The organism is Mucilaginibacter sp. FW306-07-L, assembly GCF_058782065.1.
Genome location: NZ_JBYSXI010000002.1, coordinates 44,904 through 65,522, shown reverse-complemented (window position 1 = coordinate 65,522; position 20,619 = coordinate 44,904). Strand labels below are relative to the sequence as shown.

Below are 20,619 nucleotides of genomic sequence, written 5' to 3'. Positions count from 1 at the left end.
ATTGGCAATAAACACTAAGCTTCCACTTCGGTTTTAAGAGTTTTTAACGAGCGTATGATTGTAGCTACAATTTGGTCCTGTCCTTCTTCCGAGTTCAGGTAATCTTCCTCATCCGGATTGTTAATATAACCGGTTTCAACCAGCACGGCCGGCATGGCGCTGTGGCAAAGTACCAGCACGCCCTGCTCGCGGATGCCCTCGCTGCGGCGGCCGTCGGTTTGTGTAAATTCCTGGTTTAATATGCTGGCAAACCTTACGCTTTGTTTGCGGTATTTGCGTTTATATTCATTCATTAATATCATGGCCGATGGATCGTTCAGGTCAATCACGGCATCCATTTCCTCTTCATCGCCAAGGCGGGTTTCCTTAATGGCCTTTTCTTCTTCCTTAGTGCGATGAAAACCATATACCAATAATAGTACCCCTTTGCCCGAACGGTTGGCCACACTCGTTTTTTTGCCCGAAGCGGAACGTATTACTTTATTAGGCAGTGAGTTACAATGTATTGATATAAATATATCGCCCTTGGCATCATTGGCGATGTCTGAACGTTTTTGCCACAAAATATCATCATCGGTAGTGCGTGTCATCACCACCTTTACATCGCTTAATTCTTTTTCTATCGCCTTTTGCAATTTAAATGCAATTTGCAGCGTTACGTTCTTTTCAACAGAGTATTTGCCTGATGCACCGGTACGAAATCCGCCATGTCCGGCATCAACAATAACCGTTTTTAGTTTAAATTTATTAGTTTGATTAACCGTATCTTTGGGGGCGATATTGGTAGCCGCCCACATCATTTTAAATGAAAAAAATGGAAGGAATATAAACAGGAACCGTAAACAATAATTCAATCTGTTCAGTGTTTTCATTAAGTTTGAACGCTGGTTAACCATATCTGCAAAAATACTATTCATTATTAACTTTGAAATTCGTTAGGCCTTTTTTTCTGCTTGCAATTATATTAACGGTAAATGCGGTGGCTGTTGCATACAGAAGCGGATATAAAAGTAGCCCCCGTATTGCCAGAGATACCATTATCAAGCTTGATAGTAATAACGCTACCGAGCGCCGCCTCATTAACGGGCCCTTTCGTAAAAAAACTCCGCCGCCTGTTAAGCAAACTGTTACTGCCAGAAAAGACACCATTCCGAAAGATTCGTTGCGCCGCGATACGTTATCGCAGGACTCCGGCCGTATGGCAGTTGGTTTACCCACTGATACCGGCCGCAAGTCAGCCAACGGCCTCGAATCGGAAGTAAAGGCACATGCCGAAGATAGTATTATTGTTGATAACGAGCGCAATTTGATGTACCTGTACGGTAAAGCACGCGTAACTTATGAAGATGTAGAGCTGGATGCGGACTACATTCGTGTGGATAAAAAAAATCACCTGATATATGCCAGCGGGCGCAAAAGCCCTAAAACAGGCCGTTACATAGGCCGCCCGATTTTCCAGCAAAAAAATGACAAGCCATCTTATGCCGATTCGCTGCTGTTTGATTATACCAGCAAAAAGGGTAAGATATTCAACCCCGCGTCTGAGCAGGATGGCAACTTTATATCAGGCGGGCAGGCCAAAAAGCTGAACAATGAAGAGGTAGCTTACAAAAACGTTATCTACAGTACCTGTAACGAGCCGTTTCCGCATACGCACTTTGGTATTGTGATAACCAAAGGTATAGGCGAGAAACACCGCATTATATCAGGCCCCGCTTACCTGGAGATCGCCAATATTCCTTTACCTTTGGGCGTACCTTTCGGTTTCTTCCCCAAGCCGGAATCAAGGGCATCCGGTGTAATATTCCCTACTTTTGGTGAAGATCAGCGCCTTGGCTTTTTTATCCGTAACCTGGGCTACTACATCGCGCTTAACGAATATATGGATCTAACCAGCAACGTATCCATCTATTCACGCGGATCGTACGAGTTAAGTACAGCCGCGCGTTATTTAAAGCGCTATAAATACCAGGGTAACCTTACCCTGAGCTACGGTTCGCACAATTATGGCCTGCCCGGCGACCCGGCTGCCAAGGATTTTAATATCTCCTGGTCGCACAGCCAGGATGCCAACGCGCATCCGGGTAGTACGTTCAGCGCTTCGGTTAACGCGGGTACCTCAAGCTTTTACCAAAATTCGCCTGCGGGGCAAAACTATAGCCTTACGCAATTAACGCAAAACAACATGCGGTCAAGTATCGCCTATGGCAAAACCTGGGCCGGTACGCCGTTCAACTTAAATGTAAGTTTGGGCCACAGCCAGGATATTACGCAGAAACGCGTAACGCTTGACCTGCCTACCGTATCCTTCAACATGTCAACCCTTAGTCCGTTTGATAGCAAGAACAGGGTAGGCGAGCAAAAATGGTATCAAAAAATTACGGTGGGCTACAGCATGCAGGCGCAAAATAAGCTGAATAACATACCCGAGTCGCAACTGTTTACCAGCGAAACATTAACCAAGCGCTTGCAAAACGGTATGCAGCATACCATACCGGTAGCGTTGAGCTTGAATTTTCTTAAATACTTTCAGTTCAATACATCAGCCAACTATACCGAGCGCTGGTACCTGCAATCCATACGTAAACGGTATGACCGCAGCAACCCTGACGTTGCACCCGGTACGGCGGTTATTGATACGTTAGGTGGCTTTGCCAGGGCAGGTGAGTATAACCTGAACGCCGGCATGTCTACCAAAATTTACAGCCAAGCAAATTTTAAAGGTAAGATCAAGGCTATCAGGCACGTAATGACACCGTCGTTAACCTTTAGTTACCGCCCTGATTTCTCAGACCCGAGCTATGGCTACTACCGTACCATAGTGAGCGAGGCTTCTATCCCCTATACTTACACCGCGCAAACGTATTCCATATTTGAGCAATCGGTTTACGGTGGCCCGTCGGCAGGGCGTTCGGCAGGTTTGGGTTTAAATATTGATAACGTAATAGAGGCCAAGATCAGGCCAAGCGCTACCGATACTTCAAAAACGGATAAAAAGATAGCCATACTACAAGGTTTTTCGGTATCAACCTTCTATAATTTCGCGGCCGACTCTCTCCGGTTATCGCCCATATCTTTTTCGGGGCACACCGCTTTATTCGGGCAAAAAATCAACGTTAGCTTTAATGGTTCATTAAACCCTTACGTGGTGCAAACCAGGGATTCCATATCCAACGGCGCTATTGTGCGCTACTCGCGCGCGCTGTCACGCTATAGCTGGCAGGATGGTAAATTCCCGATGCTGACCAACCTGGGTTTATCTATGAGCGGGAGTTTAAACTCCTCGTCATTCAGCCCTAAAAAGCAGGCCCAGCCCAATACTCTACAGGGCATGACACCCGAACAGTCAAAGCAGCTATCGCTCATAAACAGCGACCCCGGTGCTTATATTGACTTTACCGTACCGTGGAATATATCATTCAGTTACAACTTTAACTATAATAACAGCGGCGTAGTAACCACTACAACCAATACCATGATGATAAGCGGTGACGTAAGTATATCGCCCAAATGGAAGGTACAATACTCCACCAATTTTGACTTTAATGCCATGAAACTGGCGGATGCTACCTCGTTTGCGATATACCGCGACCTGCATTGTTGGGATCTCTCGGTACAGTGGCTGCCGTTCGGTTATTATAAATCGTACAACGTTACTATTAAAGTTAAATCATCAATTTTACAGGACCTTAAACTAACCAAACGAAGCGATTATACCAGCAACAGGTATTATGGCGGCGGATTTTAATTATGCTGGCAGAAATAATAACCATTGGCGACGAGATACTCATCGGGCAGATTGTTGATACCAACTCGGCCTGGATGGCGCAGCGCCTGAATGAAATAGGGGTGCGGGTAAAGCAGATCTCATCCGTGTCTGACGATCGTGAGCATATTTTAAAGGCTTTTGACGAAGCCAGCCGCCGTGCCGATATTATACTGATAACCGGCGGCCTTGGCCCAACAAACGATGATATCACCAAAAAAACATTGGCCGAATACTTTGGTGTCGGGATGGTTGAAAGCGAAGTAGCTTTGAACAATGTATTCGAGATATTTAAACGCTATAACCGCCCGCTTTTAGATACCAACCGCCAGCAGGCATTGGTGCCCGCAAATTGCGAGGTGATCAACAATAACAACGGAACCGCGCCGGGCATGTGGTTTAACCACAATGGTAAGGTTTACATGTCAATGCCGGGGGTGCCTTTCGAGATGATGTATATGATGGAGGAGCAGGTGCTGCCCAAAATTAAGGCCACCTTTAAGCTATCAACCATCGTACATAAAACTATATTAACGGTGGGCGAGGGTGAGTCATTCCTTGCGGAACGTATTGCCGATATTGAAAATGAATTGCCGCCGCACATTAAACTGGCTTACCTGCCAAAGTTGGGGCAGGTGCGTTTACGTTTAAGTGGTTACAGTGATACTGCCGCTGAAACAGAACTACAGCACGAGGTTGATACTTATGCCGCACGTATTGCCGAAATGGTGAGCAATGTTGTGGCCGCTTTAGAGGATATCCCGGTTGAAAAGGCCATACTGAACGTAATGACGGAACGCGGCCTTACACTTTCTACAGCCGAAAGCTGTACGGGGGGATTCATATCAAGCCTGTTAACGCAGCATGCCGGGTCATCAAAGGTGTTTTTAGGCGGAGCGGTATCGTACTCAAACCTCTTAAAGCAAAGCATTCTTGGCGTGCAATCCGAAACCCTGCAACAGTATGGCGCGGTAAGCGAAGAAACCGTTATCGAGATGGCTAAAGGCGCGCTTAACAACTTCGCGTCAGACTATGCTATTGCCGTAACAGGCATCGCGGGACCTGATGGCGGTACGCCTGATAAGCCTGTTGGTACAGTTTGGATAGCGGTAATTTCAGCATCTAAACAGTTAGTTAAAAAATTCACGTTCAGAGGCAAACGCCAGCAAAATATAGAGCGCTCAGCCATCAGTGCGTTAGGCATGTTAAATACTTTACTTAACGACAAGGTAATTTAATCGCAGATTTAGTTATTTTTGGCGAACCAACTGTTTACATCATACTATGGCTAAATTTCAGTTAATATTACCCAAAATGGGGGAAAGTGTTGCCGAAGCGACTATTGTAAAGTGGGTGAAAAAGCCCGGCGATACGGTAGAAGTTGACGACACGATAGCCGAAATTGCGACTGATAAAGTAGACTCCGAAATTCCATCACCCGTAAGCGGCAAGCTGGTTGAAATACTTTTTAAGGAGGACGATGTAATAGAGGTAGGGAAAATAATTGCCGTTATTGAAGTAGAGGGCGAAGATGTGGTTGAAGAACCACAACAACCAGCCGCACCGGTTTCTGAACCGGAAAAGGTTGCTGTAGTTGAGCCGCAGCCTGAACCGGTAACGCCAATTGCCGAACCGGAAGCTATACCAGGCACCGAACAACTGGCACAGCGGGAAACACAAACCGCTCCCCACACGTCATCATCATCTGTACGTTTTTACTCGCCCCTGGTACGTAATATTGCCGTTGCCGAAGGTATTGGTAATGATGAACTGGAAAGTATACCGGGTACCGGTGCCGATGGCCGGTTGACCAAGGATGACCTGATGGCTTATCTGGATGGGCGGGCAAAAGGCGCAGGGCAGTCGCCATTACATACTACCCGTTTTGAACAGCCGCAGGCGGCATCTATGCCTCAGCCTGAAAAACCGGTTTATACTTCACCAGTAAGTTCATCATCAGGTAACGAAGAGATCATTGAGATGGACAGGATGCGCCGCCTGATTGCCGACCACATGGTGATGAGCAAACAGGTATCGCCGCATGTAAGCTCATTTGTTGAGGCCGATGTTACCAATCTGGTAATGTGGCGCGACCGCGTTAAAAACAGTTTTGAGCAGCGCGAAAACGAAAAGATAACCTTTACCCCGATATTTATTGAAGCCGTAGTAAAAGCCATTAAGGATTTTCCGCTCATTAACGTATCGGTAAAAAATACTCAGATCATCCGTAAAAAGGATATCAACATCAGCATGGCGACCGCTCTGCCAAGCGGCAACCTGATCACCCCAGTTATTAAACGCGCCGATCAGCTTAATTTGGTTGGATTGACCCATGCCGTTAATGACCTGGCTAAGCGTGCCCGTAACAATAAGCTTAGTCCGGATGATGTAAGGGAGGGTACATTTACTATCACCAATATTGGTACATTTGGCAACATCATGGGTACGCCTATTATCAATCAACCGCAGGTAGCTATTTTGGCCATAGGTGCTATAAAAAAGAAGCCCGCCGTTATTGAAACCCCGCAAGGGGATATGATCGCCATCAGGCAGATGATGTACCTCTCGCTATCATACGATCACCGTGTGGTTGACGGCATGCTGGGCGGCTCGTTCCTGAAACGTATTGCCGATTACCTGGAAAACTGGGACGTTAAGCGCGAGGTATAACTGTATCATTTATATCGCTTATGTTGATATGTTAAGAGTTTATCTTGGCAGCAATCAACCGGTGTAGTTAACTTCGACTAATTCGTTGTTTTACATCATTAAATATATTGCCGTAAATTTTTTAATCAATGAGATCAGCGTTAGCAGGTAAGTACACAATCATGTTTGTATTAGCAGCATTTATACTGTCATCATGCAGCAGTATCAAAAAAACGCAACGGCCGGTTTATGGTAATAATAATGGCGGTGTAGCTGCTGCCCCTACAATAAAGCGCTCAGGTCCGTATGTAATGGAAAAGCCGGATAAGGACGATGTAGAAAAATACTCCGCCATTATGAACGTAAATAAGAGCGACATCCGGAACGGTAGGCTTTACAGCTTTATTGACGAATGGATGGGCACGCCGTACAAATTTGGCGGTTTGGATAAGGATGGCGTGGATTGCTCAGGATTTGTATACCGTTTGCAGCAGGAGGTTTATGATATTGAGAACATGCCGCGCTCAACCAGCACGCAGATCAATTTTATCAAGCGCAAATACGAGGAAGAACTAAAAGAGGGCGACCTGGTGTTCTTTGATTTTGACGGTAAGCAGTTCAGCCATGTAGGGGTGTACCTGCAAAACGGCTACGTAGTACATGCAAGTACCCGCAAGGGCGTGATGATAATCAAGCTGAAAGACCCTTACATGTATAAATACTTCTCACGCGGCGGGTCTATTTTAGTTGAGCGTGAAGGTGATGGCGAAAGCAGCGGCCGTTAAGCTTATTTGTTACCTTTGCCATTATGCAAAAACCTAAAGAAGATTACTCATTCTGGACACAGTATAAACGCTTTGCCACTACGGAGATCATGCTGTACGTCATCATGATCGTCGGCATTATAGTAGGGATCGCTATCTTTTCGTAGATAACCCTTCGTCTGTCCAACATGGCAAAGCAAAAAATACTCAAATGGCTCAGTAAGCCCAAACACGTTATAGCGTTAGCCGTATTGCTGATCCTGTTTGTTCTCTTTATCTTCTGCCTGCCTAAGCCACTGTTTAATAAACCCACGTCGTATGTTATTGATGATGATCAGGGGCAGCTTTTAGGCGCGTCCATAGCCTCCGACGGGCAGTGGCGTTTTCCTTACAACGATAGTATTCCTGAAAAATTTAAGCAGTGTATTATCACCTTTGAGGATAAGCGTTTCCGGCATCATCCCGGGTTTGATCCGCTGGCGTTTGGCAGGGCTATAAGCCGTAGCATCAAGGCTGGGCATATAACCAGCGGGGGCAGTACCTTGAGTATGCAGGTTATCCGTATGGCTACTAATCACAGGCGTACGGTTTGGAATAAGCTCATCGAAATATTCATGGCCCTGCGGTTGGAAGCGGGTTACAGCAAGGATGAAATACTGGCGTTATATGCCAGCAATGCACCGTTCGGCAGTAATGTTATCGGGCTCGATGCCGCATCGTGGCGGTACTTTGGGCGTAGTCCGGATAAATTATCATGGGGCGAGATGGCTGCTATGGCGGTGTTGCCCAATGCGCCATCGCTGGTGCACCCTGGTAAAAACAGGACGGTGCTGTTGAACAAACGCAATCGCCTGCTGGATAAAATGGTCGCCGAAAAAGTGATAGACAGCACCACAGCCCGCTTGGCCAAGCTTGAGCCAGTACCTGATCGCCCAGTAGCTTTACCGCAAATGGCACCGCACCTGTTACAGGTGTTTAAAGCCGAGCATAAAAAACACCAACAAACCGGAGATACACGCATAACAACCACCATCAAAGCCGACCTGCAACAACAGGTAAGTAATATTTTGGAACGGCACCACCAGGTGCTGCGTGCTAACGAGATCAATAACATTGCCGCCGTGGTGCTTGATGTGGAAACGGGCGCGGCATTGGCCTATGCAGGCAATATCTTCCATCCGGGCGAAAGCCAGTTAGAGAGCGATGTTAACGTGGTGAATGCGCCGCGTAGTCCGGGTAGTACGTTAAAGCCATTGCTTTACGCCGCCATGCTTAACGATGGGTTTATATTACCCAACAGCCTGATACCCGATGTGCCCACACAAATAGCCGGTTACCATCCTGAAAATTTCGATTTGGGTTATGATGGAGCGGTTACAGCATCGAAGGCGCTGTCACGCTCGCTGAATGTGCCCGCGGTAAAAATGCTGCAGCAGTATAAATACGAGCGGTTTTACGATTTTTTAAAGCAAACCGGCATCACCACCTTAACCAAGCCTGCCGACCATTACGGCCTCGCCCTCATATTAGGCGGTGGCGAAAATACCCTGTGGGAACTTACCGGTAATTACGCCGCTATGGCGCGCGTTTTAAATCATTATAATAAAAATGGGGGCAAGTATAACCCTGCCGACTGGCATCACCCGGTTTACTCAACATCACCGCAAAATAAAGCGGAGCTTGAAAAACACGGTCTACTGGATGCCGGCTCCATCTACTACACCCTGCAAGCCATGGAGGAGGTGATGCGGCCGGGTGAGGAGTTGTTGTGGCAGCAGTTCAGCTCATTACAGCGGGTAGCCTGGAAAACGGGTACCAGCTTTGGCTTTCGCGATGGCTGGGCAATAGGTATCACGCCTAAATATGTAGTGGGCGTTTGGGTGGGTAATACCGATGGTGAGGGCAGGCCGGGTTTAACGGGCATCAGCACCGCAGCCCCTGTATTGTTTGATATTTTCAGGCTGCTGCCTTCGGCGCGCGATTGGTTTGAGATGCCCGTACGTGATATGGTAAAAATAAGCGTGTGCCCCGAGAGCGGTTACCGAGCAGGGCAGTACTGCGACCATGCCACAGAGCAGTGGGTACCCAAAGGTGGGTTAAAAACCAGGGTTTGCCCCTGGCACCAGTTGGTGCATCTCTCTATGGATGGTAAATGGCAGGTAACTACCGATTGCGAATCGCCGGAACGTATCCTTAATAAAAGCTGGTTTGTGCTGCCGCCATCTATGGAGTATTATTACAAATCAAAAAGCTATCAATACCATGTATTACCACCTTTCAGGGCGGGGTGCACGCAGGAGAATGTAAACCCTATGGAGGTGATCTACCCTAAAAACGGAGCTAAAGTTTATGTGCCGATAGAGGCTGATGGTTCGCGCGGGCGGATGATCTGCAACGCCGCGCATCGCGAAGCAGGGGTAAAAATATACTGGCACCTGGATGATAAGTACCAGGGCGAAAGCCACGACCTGCACCAGATGGCACTCAACCCATCGCCCGGAAAACATAAGCTAACGCTGGTTGATGCTTATGGCAATACCACGGTCATAAATTTTGAGGTGCTGGATAAGGATAAGTAAAACCGGGGCGAATGCTTATCTTGCCATTAAAATGCTACTAACCTATGCTTGAGCAGTACGATCTGTATAACATAATGGTGCTTGATATTGAAACTGTGCCGCAATACGCCAGCTTTGATGAGGTGCCTGCAAATATGCAAAAGCTATGGGATGCCAAAACGCAGTATCAACGTAAGGATGAAACCCCGGCAGCTTTTTACGAGCGGGCCGGTATCTGGGCTGAGTTTGGTAAGATAGTTTGTATATCAGTAGGTATTTTTACCGGCGGACAAAGGGTCGGTTTGCGCATCAAATCCTTTGCCGGGCATGATGAAAAGGAGCTGCTGCATGATTTTGCCCGCTTGCTCAATAGCCAGCCGCCCAACCAGGTATTATGCGCCCACAACGGCAAAGAATTTGACTTTCCGTACATCTGCCGCCGTATGCTGATCCACGGCATAAAACATCCTTCACAACTGGAGCTATCAGGCAAAAAGCCCTGGGAGATAAATCATATTGATACGATGGACTTGTGGAAGTTTGGTGATTACAAAAGCTATACCTCACTAAGCTTGCTTACGGCTATTTTTGATATCCCCACCCCAAAGGATGATATTGACGGCAGCCAGGTAGGCCATGTATATTGGGTGGAAGATCAGTTAGAGCGTATTTGCACCTATTGCCAAAAGGATGTGGTGGCTACCGCGCAACTGCTAAGGCGTTTTCGTGGCGAGCCTTTAATTCCTGACGAAAATGTAACCATAGTAGGCGGCTGATGCTAAAGGTTGAGGACTTACATATCAGTTTTAAAACACAAGCCGGTTTTTTTGAAGCCGTTAAGGGGATATCCTTCCAAATAAATAAAGGCGAAACACTGGGTATTGTAGGCGAATCCGGCTCCGGCAAATCCGTTACCTCATTAGCTATTATGCGCCTGCTGGACAGGCAGGCAAAGGTGAACGGTAAGGTGTTTTTGAACGGTCAGGATGTATTCGCGCTGAATGAGGATGAAATGCGCGAGGTGCGCGGCAACCGCATGGCCATGATATTCCAGGAACCCATGACCTCGCTAAACCCGGTGCTTACCTGTGGTTTCCAGGTAGCCGAAGCTATAATCACCCATCTAAAAAAAAGCAAAGCTGAAGCCCGTGAGGCTGCCATCGCTCTGTTTAAGGAAGTGCAACTGCCACGGCCCGAAGCAGTGTTTGACAGCTACCCGCATCAGTTATCGGGCGGACAAAAGCAGCGGGTGATGATCGCCATGGCTTTATCCTGCAACCCGCAACTGCTGATAGCCGACGAGCCGACCACCGCGCTTGACGTAACCGTGCAAAAGAACATCATTGAGCTGCTGTTAAAGCTGAAAACCGAGCGGGGTATGAGTCTCATCTTTATCTCGCATGATCTGGGTGTGATACGGCAGATAGCCGACCGTGTGCTGGTAATGTACAAAGGCGAGGTGGTTGAAGAAGCAAACATCAACACATTGTTTGAAAATCCGGCGAATGCCTATACCAAAGGCTTGCTGGCTTGCCGCCCCTCGCCACACAGGCTGCTGAAAAAACTACCCACGGTAGCCGATTTTTTAGAGGCAGGCGAGGAGCTTTGTGTCAACGAGATGTGCGGCCGATACGCTTACGAGCCCGGCGAATTGCAGGCACGGCGGCAACAGCTTTACGCTGATGAGCCTATCCTAAAAGTTGATGGATTAAGTACCTGGTACCCGGTTAAAAAGGGGCTTTTTGGCACAAGTCATGAGGTGATCAAAGCGGTGGATGATGTGAGCTTTGACGTTTACCCCGGTGAAACATTAGGATTGGTGGGTGAGTCGGGCTGCGGGAAAACTACGCTTGGCCGCAGCATTTTAAAGCTGATAGCGCCAACACATGGCCATGTACATTTTGAAGGTGCTGATCTTTGCAAATTAAGCAGTGCCGAAATGCGCCGTATGCGCCGCGATATACAGATCATATTTCAGGATCCATACTCGTCGCTTAACCCGCGTTTAACGGTAGGCCAGGCTTTGCTTGAGCCCTTGCAGGTACACCGTTTATATACCAATGACGCTACACGGCGGCAAAAAATAAAGGAAGTGCTGGAGCGGGTAGGCCTGCTGCCCGAACATGTTAACCGTTACCCGCATGAATTTTCGGGCGGGCAACGGCAGCGCATCGTAATCGCGAGGGCGCTGGTGTTGCAGCCCAAGTTTATTATTTGCGATGAATCCGTTTCCGCGCTGGATGTATCGGTGCAGGCACAGGTGCTTAACTTATTGCGTGATCTGCAGGAAGAATTCAAACTGAGCTATATCTTCATCTCGCACGATCTGGCGGTGATCAAACACATCTCCGACCGCATGATGGTCATGAATAAAGGCCGTATTGTTGAGCAAGGCTTCCCCGAGGAGATTTATAATAACCCTAAGGAAGAATATACACGTTTACTTATTTCTGCAATTCCCGATTAGTAACTTAGCAAAACACTTTAACTATATTTGGGTGTTAAACATAAAGGACTGTTTAATTAAACTGGCCAATTACTGAACATATAACTGTTCTGAAATCTACTACATGTCAAAAAAGAAAAGTACATCTACCATAAAACAAGTGCTCACACAAATGGTGCTGGGCGTATTTGAAGAGAACGGCAATACACCGTTAAATTACAAGCAGGTTGCTGCTAAACTGAATGTGCGCGATCCCGAATCGCGCGAAATTATCCTCGAAATACTAAAAGAGGAATCTAAAAAGGATACCATTAAACAGATATCTCCGGGTAAATTTCAAATTCTTGAGCTCAAAACTTTTATTGAGGGCAAGGTTGATATGACCAATGACGGCTCGGCGTTCATCGTTACCGATGATGCCGACGAAAGCGATATTTTTGTTGCTCCCCGTAAGCTGCGCACCGCCCTTAATGGCGACCGTGTAAAGGTTTATGTGTATGCTAAAAGCAAGGGCCGCCGTAAAGAAGGTGAGGTGATCGAGATACTGGAGCGCCGCAAAATGGAGTTTACCGGCATCGTAAAACTATCTGAGCATTACGCCTTTTTTATGCCGGACGACCGCAAGATGCTCCAGGATATATTTATCCCTTTAGAGCATTTAAATGGGGCGCGTAACGGTGTAAAAGCGGTTGCTCAGATAACCGACTGGCCTGCCGGTGCAAAAAATCCGGTAGGAAAGATCAAACATATTTTGGGCAAACAGGGCGAGAATGATACGGAGATGAATGCTATCCTGGCCGAATATGGCTTCCCGCTGTCGTTCCCGGCGGAGGTAGAGCACGAGGCGGAATCTATATCTGATACGATAACTGAAGAGGAAATAGCCAAACGCCGTGATTTCAGAGAGGTGCTCACCATCACTATTGACCCTTATGATGCTAAGGATTTTGATGATGCCATCTCCTTTAAAAAGCTGGAGAACGGCAATTACGAGGTTGGCGTTCACATTGCCGACGTGGCCCATTACATTGAGCCTGATTCCGCATTGGATAAGGAAGCCTTTGAGCGCGGTACCTCGGTGTATCTGGTTGACCGGGTAATACCGATGCTGCCTGAAAGATTATCGAACGGGCTTTGCTCGCTTCGCCCTAATGAGGATAAACTGTGTTTCGCCGCTGTTTTTGAGCTGGATGAAAATGCCAATATTATTACCGAGTGGTTCGGCAAAACGGTGATCCACTCCAACAGGCGCTTTACTTACGAGGAAGTACAGCAAATTATTGAAGATAAAGCAGGCGAATTCAGCGAAGAAATATTAAAGCTGAACGAGCTGGCATACATACTGCGCGACCGCAAGTTCAAGGCCGGTGCCATCAGCTTTGAAACTACCGAGGTTAAATTTAAGCTGGATGAGCAAAGCAAACCTATAGGCGTGTATGTAAAGGAGCGCAAGGATGCCCACAAGCTGATTGAAGATTTTATGCTGCTGGCTAACCGCAAGGTAGCCGAGTTTGTGAGCAAAATGGGTAAAGGCAAAAACAAGTTCACGTTTGTATACCGTGTGCACGATGCCCCTAAACCCGAAACACTGGCCAACTTTGCACAGTTCGCGGCACGGTTTGGTTATAAAATAAATACCAAGAGCGATAAGGAGGTGGCCCGCTCACTAAACCATTTAATGGAAAGCGTTGAGGGTAAAAAGGAGCAGAATGTGCTTACCCACCTGGCTATCCGTTCAATGGCTAAGGCAATTTATACTACAAAAGGCACCAGTCATTACGGTTTAGCGTTCGATCATTATACGCACTTTACCTCACCCATTCGCCGCTACCCGGATGTGATGGTGCACCGCTTACTATTGCATTATCTAAACAAAGGCCAGTCGGCCAATGCCGAGCATTACGAGAAGCTGTGTGTACACAGCTCCCAAATGGAGAAAAAGGCTTCGGATGCCGAGCGTTCGTCCGTGAAATATAAACAGGCTGAATACCTTGCCGATCAGGTGGGTAATACTTATAGCGGTATTATATCAGGCGTTACCGAGTGGGGCATGTATGTAGAGATCATTGAAAACAAATGCGAGGGCATGATACGCCTGCGCGATATAAGCGATGATTTTTATACTTTGGATGAAAAAAATTACGCCATTATTGGCCAGCGTAAAAAGAAGGTTTACCAGCTTGGCGACGAGGTGCGGGTGAAGGTGAAGAACGTTGATCTGACAAAAAAGCAAATTGATTTTTCATTAGTGCAGGAGTAAGTATATTTGCCGGGTGAAGAAACTTGCCGAATTGCAGGATATTATATCCGAAGCGCTGAACCGCTATACCTTACCTGCACAACCTGCCGAACTTTATGAGCCGATACGCTATATCCTGACGCTGGGCGGCAAGCGCCTGCGCCCGGCCCTTGTGCTGATGGCCTGCGATATGTTCGGCGGCGATGTTTACGGTGCCGTACAGCCTGCGCTGGCCATTGAGGTGTTCCATAATTTTACGCTGATGCATGATGATATTATGGACAATGCCCCTTTAAGGCGAGGCAAGGCCACCGTGCACGAAAAATGGAACAGTAACATCGCCATCCTTTCCGGCGACGTGATGATGGTAGAGGCCAACAAGCTGATGATGCAGGTTGATGACCCCATACTGCGCCCGGTACTGGACATTTTTAATGAAACCGCCCAGGGCGTATGCGAAGGCCAGCAATACGATATGAACTTTGAGCAGCACAACACGGTTGCCATTGATGAGTACATCGAAATGATCCGCCTTAAAACGGCCGTGCTGTTGGGTGGTGCTTTGCGCATAGGCGCGCTGATAGGCGGGGCAAGCATTGCCGATGCGGAGAACATTTACCACTTTGGCGTTAACCTGGGCATAGCCTTTCAGTTGCAGGATGATATACTGGATGTTTACGGCGATCCGCAAAAATTTGGTAAGCAGGTAGGTGGTGACATCTTATCCAACAAAAAAACATATCTGCTCATCAAGGCACTTGAACTGGTTAAGGATGATGCCGCTATTGACCTGCACAACTGGCTTGCCGCACGCACTTATGAACCGGCAGAGAAAGTAGCCGCTGTAACTGCAGTTTACAATAAGCTGCAAGTAAAGCAACAAGCCGAAGAGGCCATGAACAGCTATGCCGAAAAAGCCTATCAATATTTAAACGCCATCAGCGTAGCCGAAAACCAAAAGCAGTTTTTACATGAGTTTGCCGATGGGTTGATGGTAAGGGATTATTAACAATTCTATAAAATACTAAAGGCCGATCATTTGATCGGCCTTTAGTATTTTATCCCTTTTTAAACTTATCAGCTAATAGCTTCAGCATATCATCGTTAACAGGTTTTGCCGGAGTATCATCCTTTTTAGGATAATTGGTATTCGGGCGATTGTTTTGATATTGCTGCGGTTTAGCAGGCTGATCTTTCTTTACAAAATTTTGTTGCTGTGCAGGTTGCTGCTGTGGTTTGGGCTGCTGCGGGCGGCTTTGCCTTTCAACGGCTTTTTTGGCGCTCCAGCGTTTATATACTTCTTCCAATTTGCGTTTAGTATACAGTGGGAAATCGCCTTGCATCATCCAGGCGTAATAGCTTGGTTCGGCATCAAATACATCTTCCACACGTTTGCCTTTGTGTTTGCCAAAGTTTATCAGTTCTTCACCGTCCTCGTTGTAAACCATGCGGCCGGCAAAATCAACCGGTCTGCTCAGGTTGGTGAATTTATGCAGTGCTTCCACATCGCCAACAACAGGTACGCTGCGTACGCCTTTTTTATCTTCCCATTCGGTACCGTGGTAACGGGCTACCTGGGCTAAAAGCACTTCCATAGTAGCACGGGTATCAGCCTCGGCGCTGTGCGCGTTAATAATATCTTTGCTGCAGTAAAACTGGTAGGCGGCTTTTAAAGTGCGCTGTTCCATCTGGTGAAAAATGTTCTGCACATCTACAAAATGGCGGTTCTCCAGGTCAAAGTTCACTTTGGCACGTAAAAATTCCTCCATCAGCATGGGTATATCAAACTTGTTGGAGTTATAGCCGGCCAGGTCGCTTTCGCCTATAAAGTCGGCAATTTCCTGAGCCAGCGCTTCAAAGGCAGGTTCATTAGCGATGTGCTCATCATAAATACCATGTACCAGTGATGATTCCAGCGGAATAGGCATGCCCGGGTTTACGCGCCAGGCTTTCACTTCTTCGGTATCGTCAGGGTGTAGTTTTATAACGGCTATCTCTAATATACGGTCGGAACCAAGGTTGGTGCCGGTAGTTTCCAGGTCGAAAAAGGCCAGCGGGCGCTTCAAAATCAATTTCATTGGCAGCAAAGGTCATAAAAAACTTTTAGTTAGTTGTATTTATTTGCAGATATGAATTTTTGAACGGTATTTACTTTTTATAATTCCGCGGGATTGTAGTATTTTCATCCCCGGAAAAGATCGGACTTTATCACTTCATGAAAAAATTTTTACTCGCACTGGCTCCCGCCATTTTAGCACTTGGCAGCCTAACCCCCGCAAATGCCCAGGATTTTGATTACGGCAAATTTTCATACGACGAATTGAACAGCAAATCGTACAAAAATGATACATCAGCACACGCGGTAGTGTTGCAGGAGTATGGCAACGCGCGCATAGGCGATGCCGACCGGATCACGGTTGAATTTGACTACCATACCAAGATCAAAATATTCGATAACAAAGGTTATGATGAGGGTAACATAGAGATCCCGATACGTGTAAATTCAGACTCGGGAGAGGAGGTAAGCGATATTGAGGGCGTTACTTATTATATTAACGAAAAAGGCGAGGCTGTAAAAGAGGTATTAAGCCCTAAAAATATTTTTACGGTAAAGCAAAATACGTATTGGAGCACCGTAAGGTTCGCTATGCCAGCGTTACATAATGGCTGCGTTATTGAATATAAATATCATTTACGCAGTCCATACATATTTAAATTTAAAAGCTGGGATTTTCAATCGGATATTCCTAAAGTATCGTCAAAATACAATGTACGCTTACCGGCTGTGTACAACTATAAAATATCGTTGAGGGGCTTTTTGCCCTTGCTTGAAGGAAAGGAATACCAGGCCAGCGTTGAGAACGATTGCTTTAGATTAAACGGTATAAAAGCGGATTGCTCGAAGTTTTTGTTCGCCATGAAAGATATACCCGCGTTTAAGGAAGAGGAGTACATGACCTCAAAACGCAACTTTCTTTCAAGTATTAACTTTGAACTGGAAGATTATACCAACCTGAATACCGGTTCAAAGGTAAAGGTAACCAAGGAGTGGAAGGATATTGACCGGGAGATGAGAACCGACGAAAGTTTTGGCAGTCAACTCAAAAAAAAGGATTATTTTAAAGAAAAGCTAATACCTGTACTTGCCGGTAAAACCACAAATATTGAAAAGGCACAGGCTGTTTATCACTTCATTCAAAAAAATATAAAGTGGAACCAGTTTTATTCGCTTTACTGTGATGAAGGGATCAAAAAATCATTTGAAAAGCATACCGGTAACGCGGCCGATATTAACATAGCACTGGTGGTAGCCCTGAAGAGTGCAGGTATTGATGCCGACGCGGTGATGGTATCAACCCGCGACCATGGGTTAATTACCAAAATCTATCCGGTATTAAGTGAATTTAACTATGTGGTGGCCAAAGCCGAAATTGATGGGAAAACCTATTTTTTAGATGCTACCGATCCGCTTTTGAGTTTCGGGATATTGCCTATACGATGCATTAATGACCAGGGCAGAGTGTTCAGTCTGGAAAAGCCATCCTATTGGATTGACTTCGCGATACAAAAGGAAACAACTACTTACGCGCTTGATTTTAAATTGCAGGAGAACGGTAAGTTAAAAGGCGTTATCACCAGCTTTTTAACCGGGTATGATGCGTATAGCAAACGCGTACAGATCAAAAAATTCAATACGGTTGAGGAGTTTATAGAGAATTACGACGAGAAGATGCCCAAAACCAAAATACTTACAGGATCTATCAGTAATATTGACAGTTTGGATGCGGCGCTTATTGAAAGATACGAGGTTGAAATTGATGTGTATGATAACCTGGATGCCAAAAGGTTTACCTTTAACCCCTTTTTGTTAAACAGGATCACCGAAAATCCATTTAAGCTGGAAGAGCGCAACTATCCGGTAGACAGGGGGGTAGCCTCAACCGAACGCGTAACACTTAAAATAGAGCTTCCGCAAAATTATAAGGTAGAGTACTCGCCAAAAAATGTGGGACTGGCATTGCCTGACAATGGGGGGCGTTTTGTTACCGGCTTTGATACAAATGGCAATGTGTTCACCTTTTCGCATATCATACAATTAAATAAACCGGTATATACCGCCGCGGAGTATCCGTATATCAAGGAGTTGTTTAACCAGATCATCCTTTCGCAAAAGGTAGATCTGTTATTTACAAAGGGTTAATATTAACAATGAAGCGTATAATTACCGCGATATTATTGCTTGCAGGCAGTATGCTGGCCAAGGCACAGCAAAGTTTTGATGTATCGTTAATCCCTAAAGAGATATTGCCTTACGCCTCGTCGGTTGTGCGTTACAGCGATGAGGCCATTGAAGTAAGTGATATAGGTTCGCAAACCCATCGCATTAAAAAGGCCATAACCATTTTTAACCGCAGCGGCGATGATGATGCCGAGATACTGGTGTGGTATGATAAAAGCACTTCTATAAGATCCATTAAGGGGATGGTGTATGATGGCAGCGGCAAAATGATCTCGAAGTTTAGCGAGCGCAACTTTGAGGATGCCTATGCCGGGAATAATTTTTCGGTTTTTGAGGATACACGGGTGATGCATTTCAGGCCCGCCGTGGTTGATTATCCTTACACGGTAGAGTATGAGTATGAAACCAGGGAAAAACAAACGCTTTCATTTAACAGTTGGATTCCGGCCAACGGCACTAATATGGCCGTTGAGCGCAGCTCATTTACGTTTATCTGCAAACCAGGCTTTAAGGTAAGGTATAAGGAGATAAACCTGCCTGGTAAAGTACAAACGGGCGTTAACAAAGCCGGGATGAATACCCTTACCTGGCAGGTAAACAACCTGAAAGCAACCCGTGAAGAGCCATATAACCCAAACCCCGAAACTTTTTTGACAATGGTAAAAATAGCACCGGTTGATTTTAAATACGGCGCTTTAACCGGCAGCTTCAGTAATTGGAACGAGCTTGGCGGGTGGGTATATAGCCGGTTACTTACAGGCAGGCAAACACTTGCACCTGCTACAGTAGCCGAGGTAAAGGAGTTGACCAAAGACATTACCGATGAAAAGCAGCGAGCTAAAAAGATATACGAGTTTATGCAGCAGCGTACCCGCTATATAAGTATACAGGTGGGTATAGGTGGTTTTCAGCCTTTTCCGGCAGCGGAGGTTGACCGGTTAAATTACGGCGATTGCAAGGCATTGGTTAACTACACACAGTCGCTGCTTGCCGCGGCTAACATTAAATCGTACTACTGCGTGGTTGAGGCCGGCGGGCGTAAGGTAAACTTTGATCCGGCTTTTGCTTCTATGAACGAGGGCAACCATATTATACTGTGCCTTCCTTTTAAAAATGATACTACCTGGCTGGAGTGTACCAACCAGAAAAAGCCTTTTGGCTACCTGGGCGATTTTACGGACGACCGCACCGTATTGGCCTGTACACCCGAAGGCGGCATATTGATGCATACGCCAAAATATACCGCCGAAAAGAACTTACAGATACGCAAAGCCGTGCTTAAACTTGATACAGCCGGGGATGTGGCGGGCGATATGAAAACCGTTTACAAAGGTACCCAGTATGAAAACCAGGAGAGCCTGACCTATGAGTCGCCGGCCGACCAGCTTAAAGGGTTTAAAAAAGCTTACGCCATTAATAATCTTGATGTTAGTATGCTGAAGTTTGATAAGGTAAAAAACATTGATCCGGAGCTGACAGAGGAAGTTCAGTTTAGTGCCCGCAGTTATGCATCAGTGGCTAATAGTAAGCTGCATTTTACACCTAACCTGGCTAACCGGAGCCATAACCTGCGTGAGGTGCGTAACCGTAGTACCAATGTTTGCATTCAGCGCGGTTATATTGATGAGGACGAGGTAGTGTATACCTTACCCGCCAATAATTACAGGCACGAAAAAATGCCGCTGTTGGTTAACATTGATAAACCTTTTGGTAAATACACCGCCTCGCTTAGCCTTGTCGGCAACAAGTTGATCTACAAGCGCCGTATAAAACTGATTGACGGCACATACCCTAAAGAAACCTATGCCGAACTGGTGAAGTTTTTTGAAGATGTAACAGATGCCGATAATTACAGCACCATATTGGTTAAGCAATAATTGTTTAGCTTAAAAACTACCTAACAGCAAAGGGTGCCTCATAGTGAAGCACCCTTTGTTGTTTTTATCTATGTTATGAT

At 46.3% G+C, this 20,619-nt stretch carries 14 protein-coding genes; 12 read left to right on the top strand and 2 right to left on the bottom strand.

From position 1 onward, the window contains the following. Nucleotides 1–14 precede the first annotated feature (14 nt). Nucleotides 15–917 carry an N-acetylmuramoyl-L-alanine amidase family protein gene (locus AC3WJC_RS10465; protein WP_492399048.1) on the bottom strand — a complete coding sequence of 301 codons (903 nt, stop codon included), beginning with the start codon at nt 915–917 and terminating at the stop codon, nt 15–17. A gap of 62 nt (nt 918–979) precedes the next feature. Between AC3WJC_RS10465 and AC3WJC_RS10460 the strand changes: the two genes are divergently transcribed. The 10 genes from AC3WJC_RS10460 (at nt 980) to AC3WJC_RS10415 (ending at nt 15,431) form a co-directional block, all read left to right on the top strand. Further along, the gene (locus tag AC3WJC_RS10460) at nt 980–3,748 is read left to right on the top strand and encodes a putative LPS assembly protein LptD (protein WP_492399047.1); all 2,769 of its coding nucleotides are present in this window, start codon (nt 980–982) and stop codon (nt 3,746–3,748) included. Nucleotides 3,749–3,750: 2 nt separating this feature from the next. Beyond that, on the top strand, nt 3,751–5,004 hold the full coding sequence (locus tag AC3WJC_RS10455; RefSeq protein ID WP_492399046.1) for a competence/damage-inducible protein A: 1,254 nt from the start codon (nt 3,751–3,753) through the stop codon (nt 5,002–5,004). A gap of 46 nt (nt 5,005–5,050) precedes the next feature. Further along, nucleotides 5,051–6,436, top strand: a complete 1,386-nt coding sequence (locus AC3WJC_RS10450) for a dihydrolipoamide acetyltransferase family protein (protein WP_492399045.1) — start codon at nt 5,051–5,053, stop codon at nt 6,434–6,436. A gap of 128 nt (nt 6,437–6,564) precedes the next feature. Beyond that, the gene (locus AC3WJC_RS10445; protein WP_492399044.1) at nt 6,565–7,200 is read left to right on the top strand and encodes a C40 family peptidase; all 636 of its coding nucleotides are present in this window, start codon (nt 6,565–6,567) and stop codon (nt 7,198–7,200) included. Between the two features lie 23 nt (nt 7,201–7,223). After that, nucleotides 7,224–7,346: a hypothetical protein gene (locus tag AC3WJC_RS10440; protein ID WP_492399043.1), complete on the top strand. Its 123-nt coding sequence runs from the start codon at nt 7,224–7,226 to the stop codon at nt 7,344–7,346. Nucleotides 7,347–7,367: 21 nt separating this feature from the next. Further along, on the top strand, nt 7,368–9,758 hold the full coding sequence (gene pbpC / locus AC3WJC_RS10435; RefSeq protein ID WP_492399042.1) for a penicillin-binding protein 1C: 2,391 nt from the start codon (nt 7,368–7,370) through the stop codon (nt 9,756–9,758). Between the two features lie 44 nt (nt 9,759–9,802). Further along, nucleotides 9,803–10,513: a 3'-5' exonuclease gene (locus AC3WJC_RS10430; RefSeq protein ID WP_492399041.1), complete on the top strand. Its 711-nt coding sequence runs from the start codon at nt 9,803–9,805 to the stop codon at nt 10,511–10,513. After that, nucleotides 10,513–12,204, top strand: coding sequence for an ABC transporter ATP-binding protein (locus tag AC3WJC_RS10425; protein ID WP_492399040.1), 1,692 nt, complete (start codon nt 10,513–10,515; stop codon nt 12,202–12,204). The genes AC3WJC_RS10430 and AC3WJC_RS10425 overlap by 1 nt, the downstream gene beginning before the upstream one ends. A 103-nt stretch (nt 12,205–12,307) precedes the next feature. Continuing rightward, complete coding sequence (rnr, locus tag AC3WJC_RS10420; RefSeq protein ID WP_492399039.1) at nt 12,308–14,443, top strand: ribonuclease R; 2,136 nt, start codon at nt 12,308–12,310, stop codon at nt 14,441–14,443. 13 nt (nt 14,444–14,456) lie between these two features. Then, on the top strand, nt 14,457–15,431 hold the full coding sequence (locus AC3WJC_RS10415) for a polyprenyl synthetase family protein (protein WP_492399038.1): 975 nt from the start codon (nt 14,457–14,459) through the stop codon (nt 15,429–15,431). A gap of 49 nt (nt 15,432–15,480) precedes the next feature. Here AC3WJC_RS10415 and AC3WJC_RS10410 read toward each other — a convergent pair whose 3' ends face one another. Then, nucleotides 15,481–16,500, bottom strand: coding sequence for an exonuclease domain-containing protein (locus AC3WJC_RS10410; RefSeq protein WP_492399037.1), 1,020 nt, complete (start codon nt 16,498–16,500; stop codon nt 15,481–15,483). 137 nt (nt 16,501–16,637) lie between these two features. Here AC3WJC_RS10410 and AC3WJC_RS10405 point away from each other — a divergent pair, with 137 nt between their 5' ends. Both AC3WJC_RS10405 and AC3WJC_RS10400 read left to right on the top strand, forming a co-directional pair. Next, nucleotides 16,638–18,623, top strand: a complete 1,986-nt coding sequence (locus AC3WJC_RS10405) for a DUF3858 domain-containing protein (RefSeq protein WP_492399036.1) — start codon at nt 16,638–16,640, stop codon at nt 18,621–18,623. Between the two features lie 8 nt (nt 18,624–18,631). Continuing rightward, nucleotides 18,632–20,539 (top strand): DUF3857 domain-containing protein, encoded by a 1,908-nt coding sequence (locus tag AC3WJC_RS10400; protein ID WP_492399035.1) that lies wholly within the window; start codon nt 18,632–18,634, stop codon nt 20,537–20,539. The last annotated feature ends 80 nt before the right edge of the window (nt 20,540–20,619 follow it).

Bases quoted from the DNA above. Each gene is read 5' to 3' on its own strand.
- AC3WJC_RS10455 (WP_492399046.1), top strand. From the start codon at position 3,751: ATGCTGGCAGAAATAATAACCATTGGCGACGAGATACTCATCGGGCAG.
- AC3WJC_RS10465 (WP_492399048.1), bottom strand. From the start codon at position 917: ATGAATAGTATTTTTGCAGATATGGTTAACCAGCGTTCAAACTTAATG.
- AC3WJC_RS10425 (WP_492399040.1), top strand. From the start codon at position 10,513: ATGCTAAAGGTTGAGGACTTACATATCAGTTTTAAAACACAAGCCGGT.
- AC3WJC_RS10450 (WP_492399045.1), top strand. From the start codon at position 5,051: ATGGCTAAATTTCAGTTAATATTACCCAAAATGGGGGAAAGTGTTGCC.
- AC3WJC_RS10410 (WP_492399037.1), bottom strand. From the start codon at position 16,500: ATGAAATTGATTTTGAAGCGCCCGCTGGCCTTTTTCGACCTGGAAACT.
- AC3WJC_RS10430 (WP_492399041.1), top strand. From the start codon at position 9,803: ATGCTTGAGCAGTACGATCTGTATAACATAATGGTGCTTGATATTGAA.
- AC3WJC_RS10405 (WP_492399036.1), top strand. From the start codon at position 16,638: ATGAAAAAATTTTTACTCGCACTGGCTCCCGCCATTTTAGCACTTGGC.
- rnr (WP_492399039.1), top strand. From the start codon at position 12,308: ATGTCAAAAAAGAAAAGTACATCTACCATAAAACAAGTGCTCACACAA.
- AC3WJC_RS10440 (WP_492399043.1), top strand. From the start codon at position 7,224: ATGCAAAAACCTAAAGAAGATTACTCATTCTGGACACAGTATAAACGC.
- AC3WJC_RS10400 (WP_492399035.1), top strand. From the start codon at position 18,632: ATGAAGCGTATAATTACCGCGATATTATTGCTTGCAGGCAGTATGCTG.
- pbpC (WP_492399042.1), top strand. From the start codon at position 7,368: ATGGCAAAGCAAAAAATACTCAAATGGCTCAGTAAGCCCAAACACGTT.
- AC3WJC_RS10445 (WP_492399044.1), top strand. From the start codon at position 6,565: ATGAGATCAGCGTTAGCAGGTAAGTACACAATCATGTTTGTATTAGCA.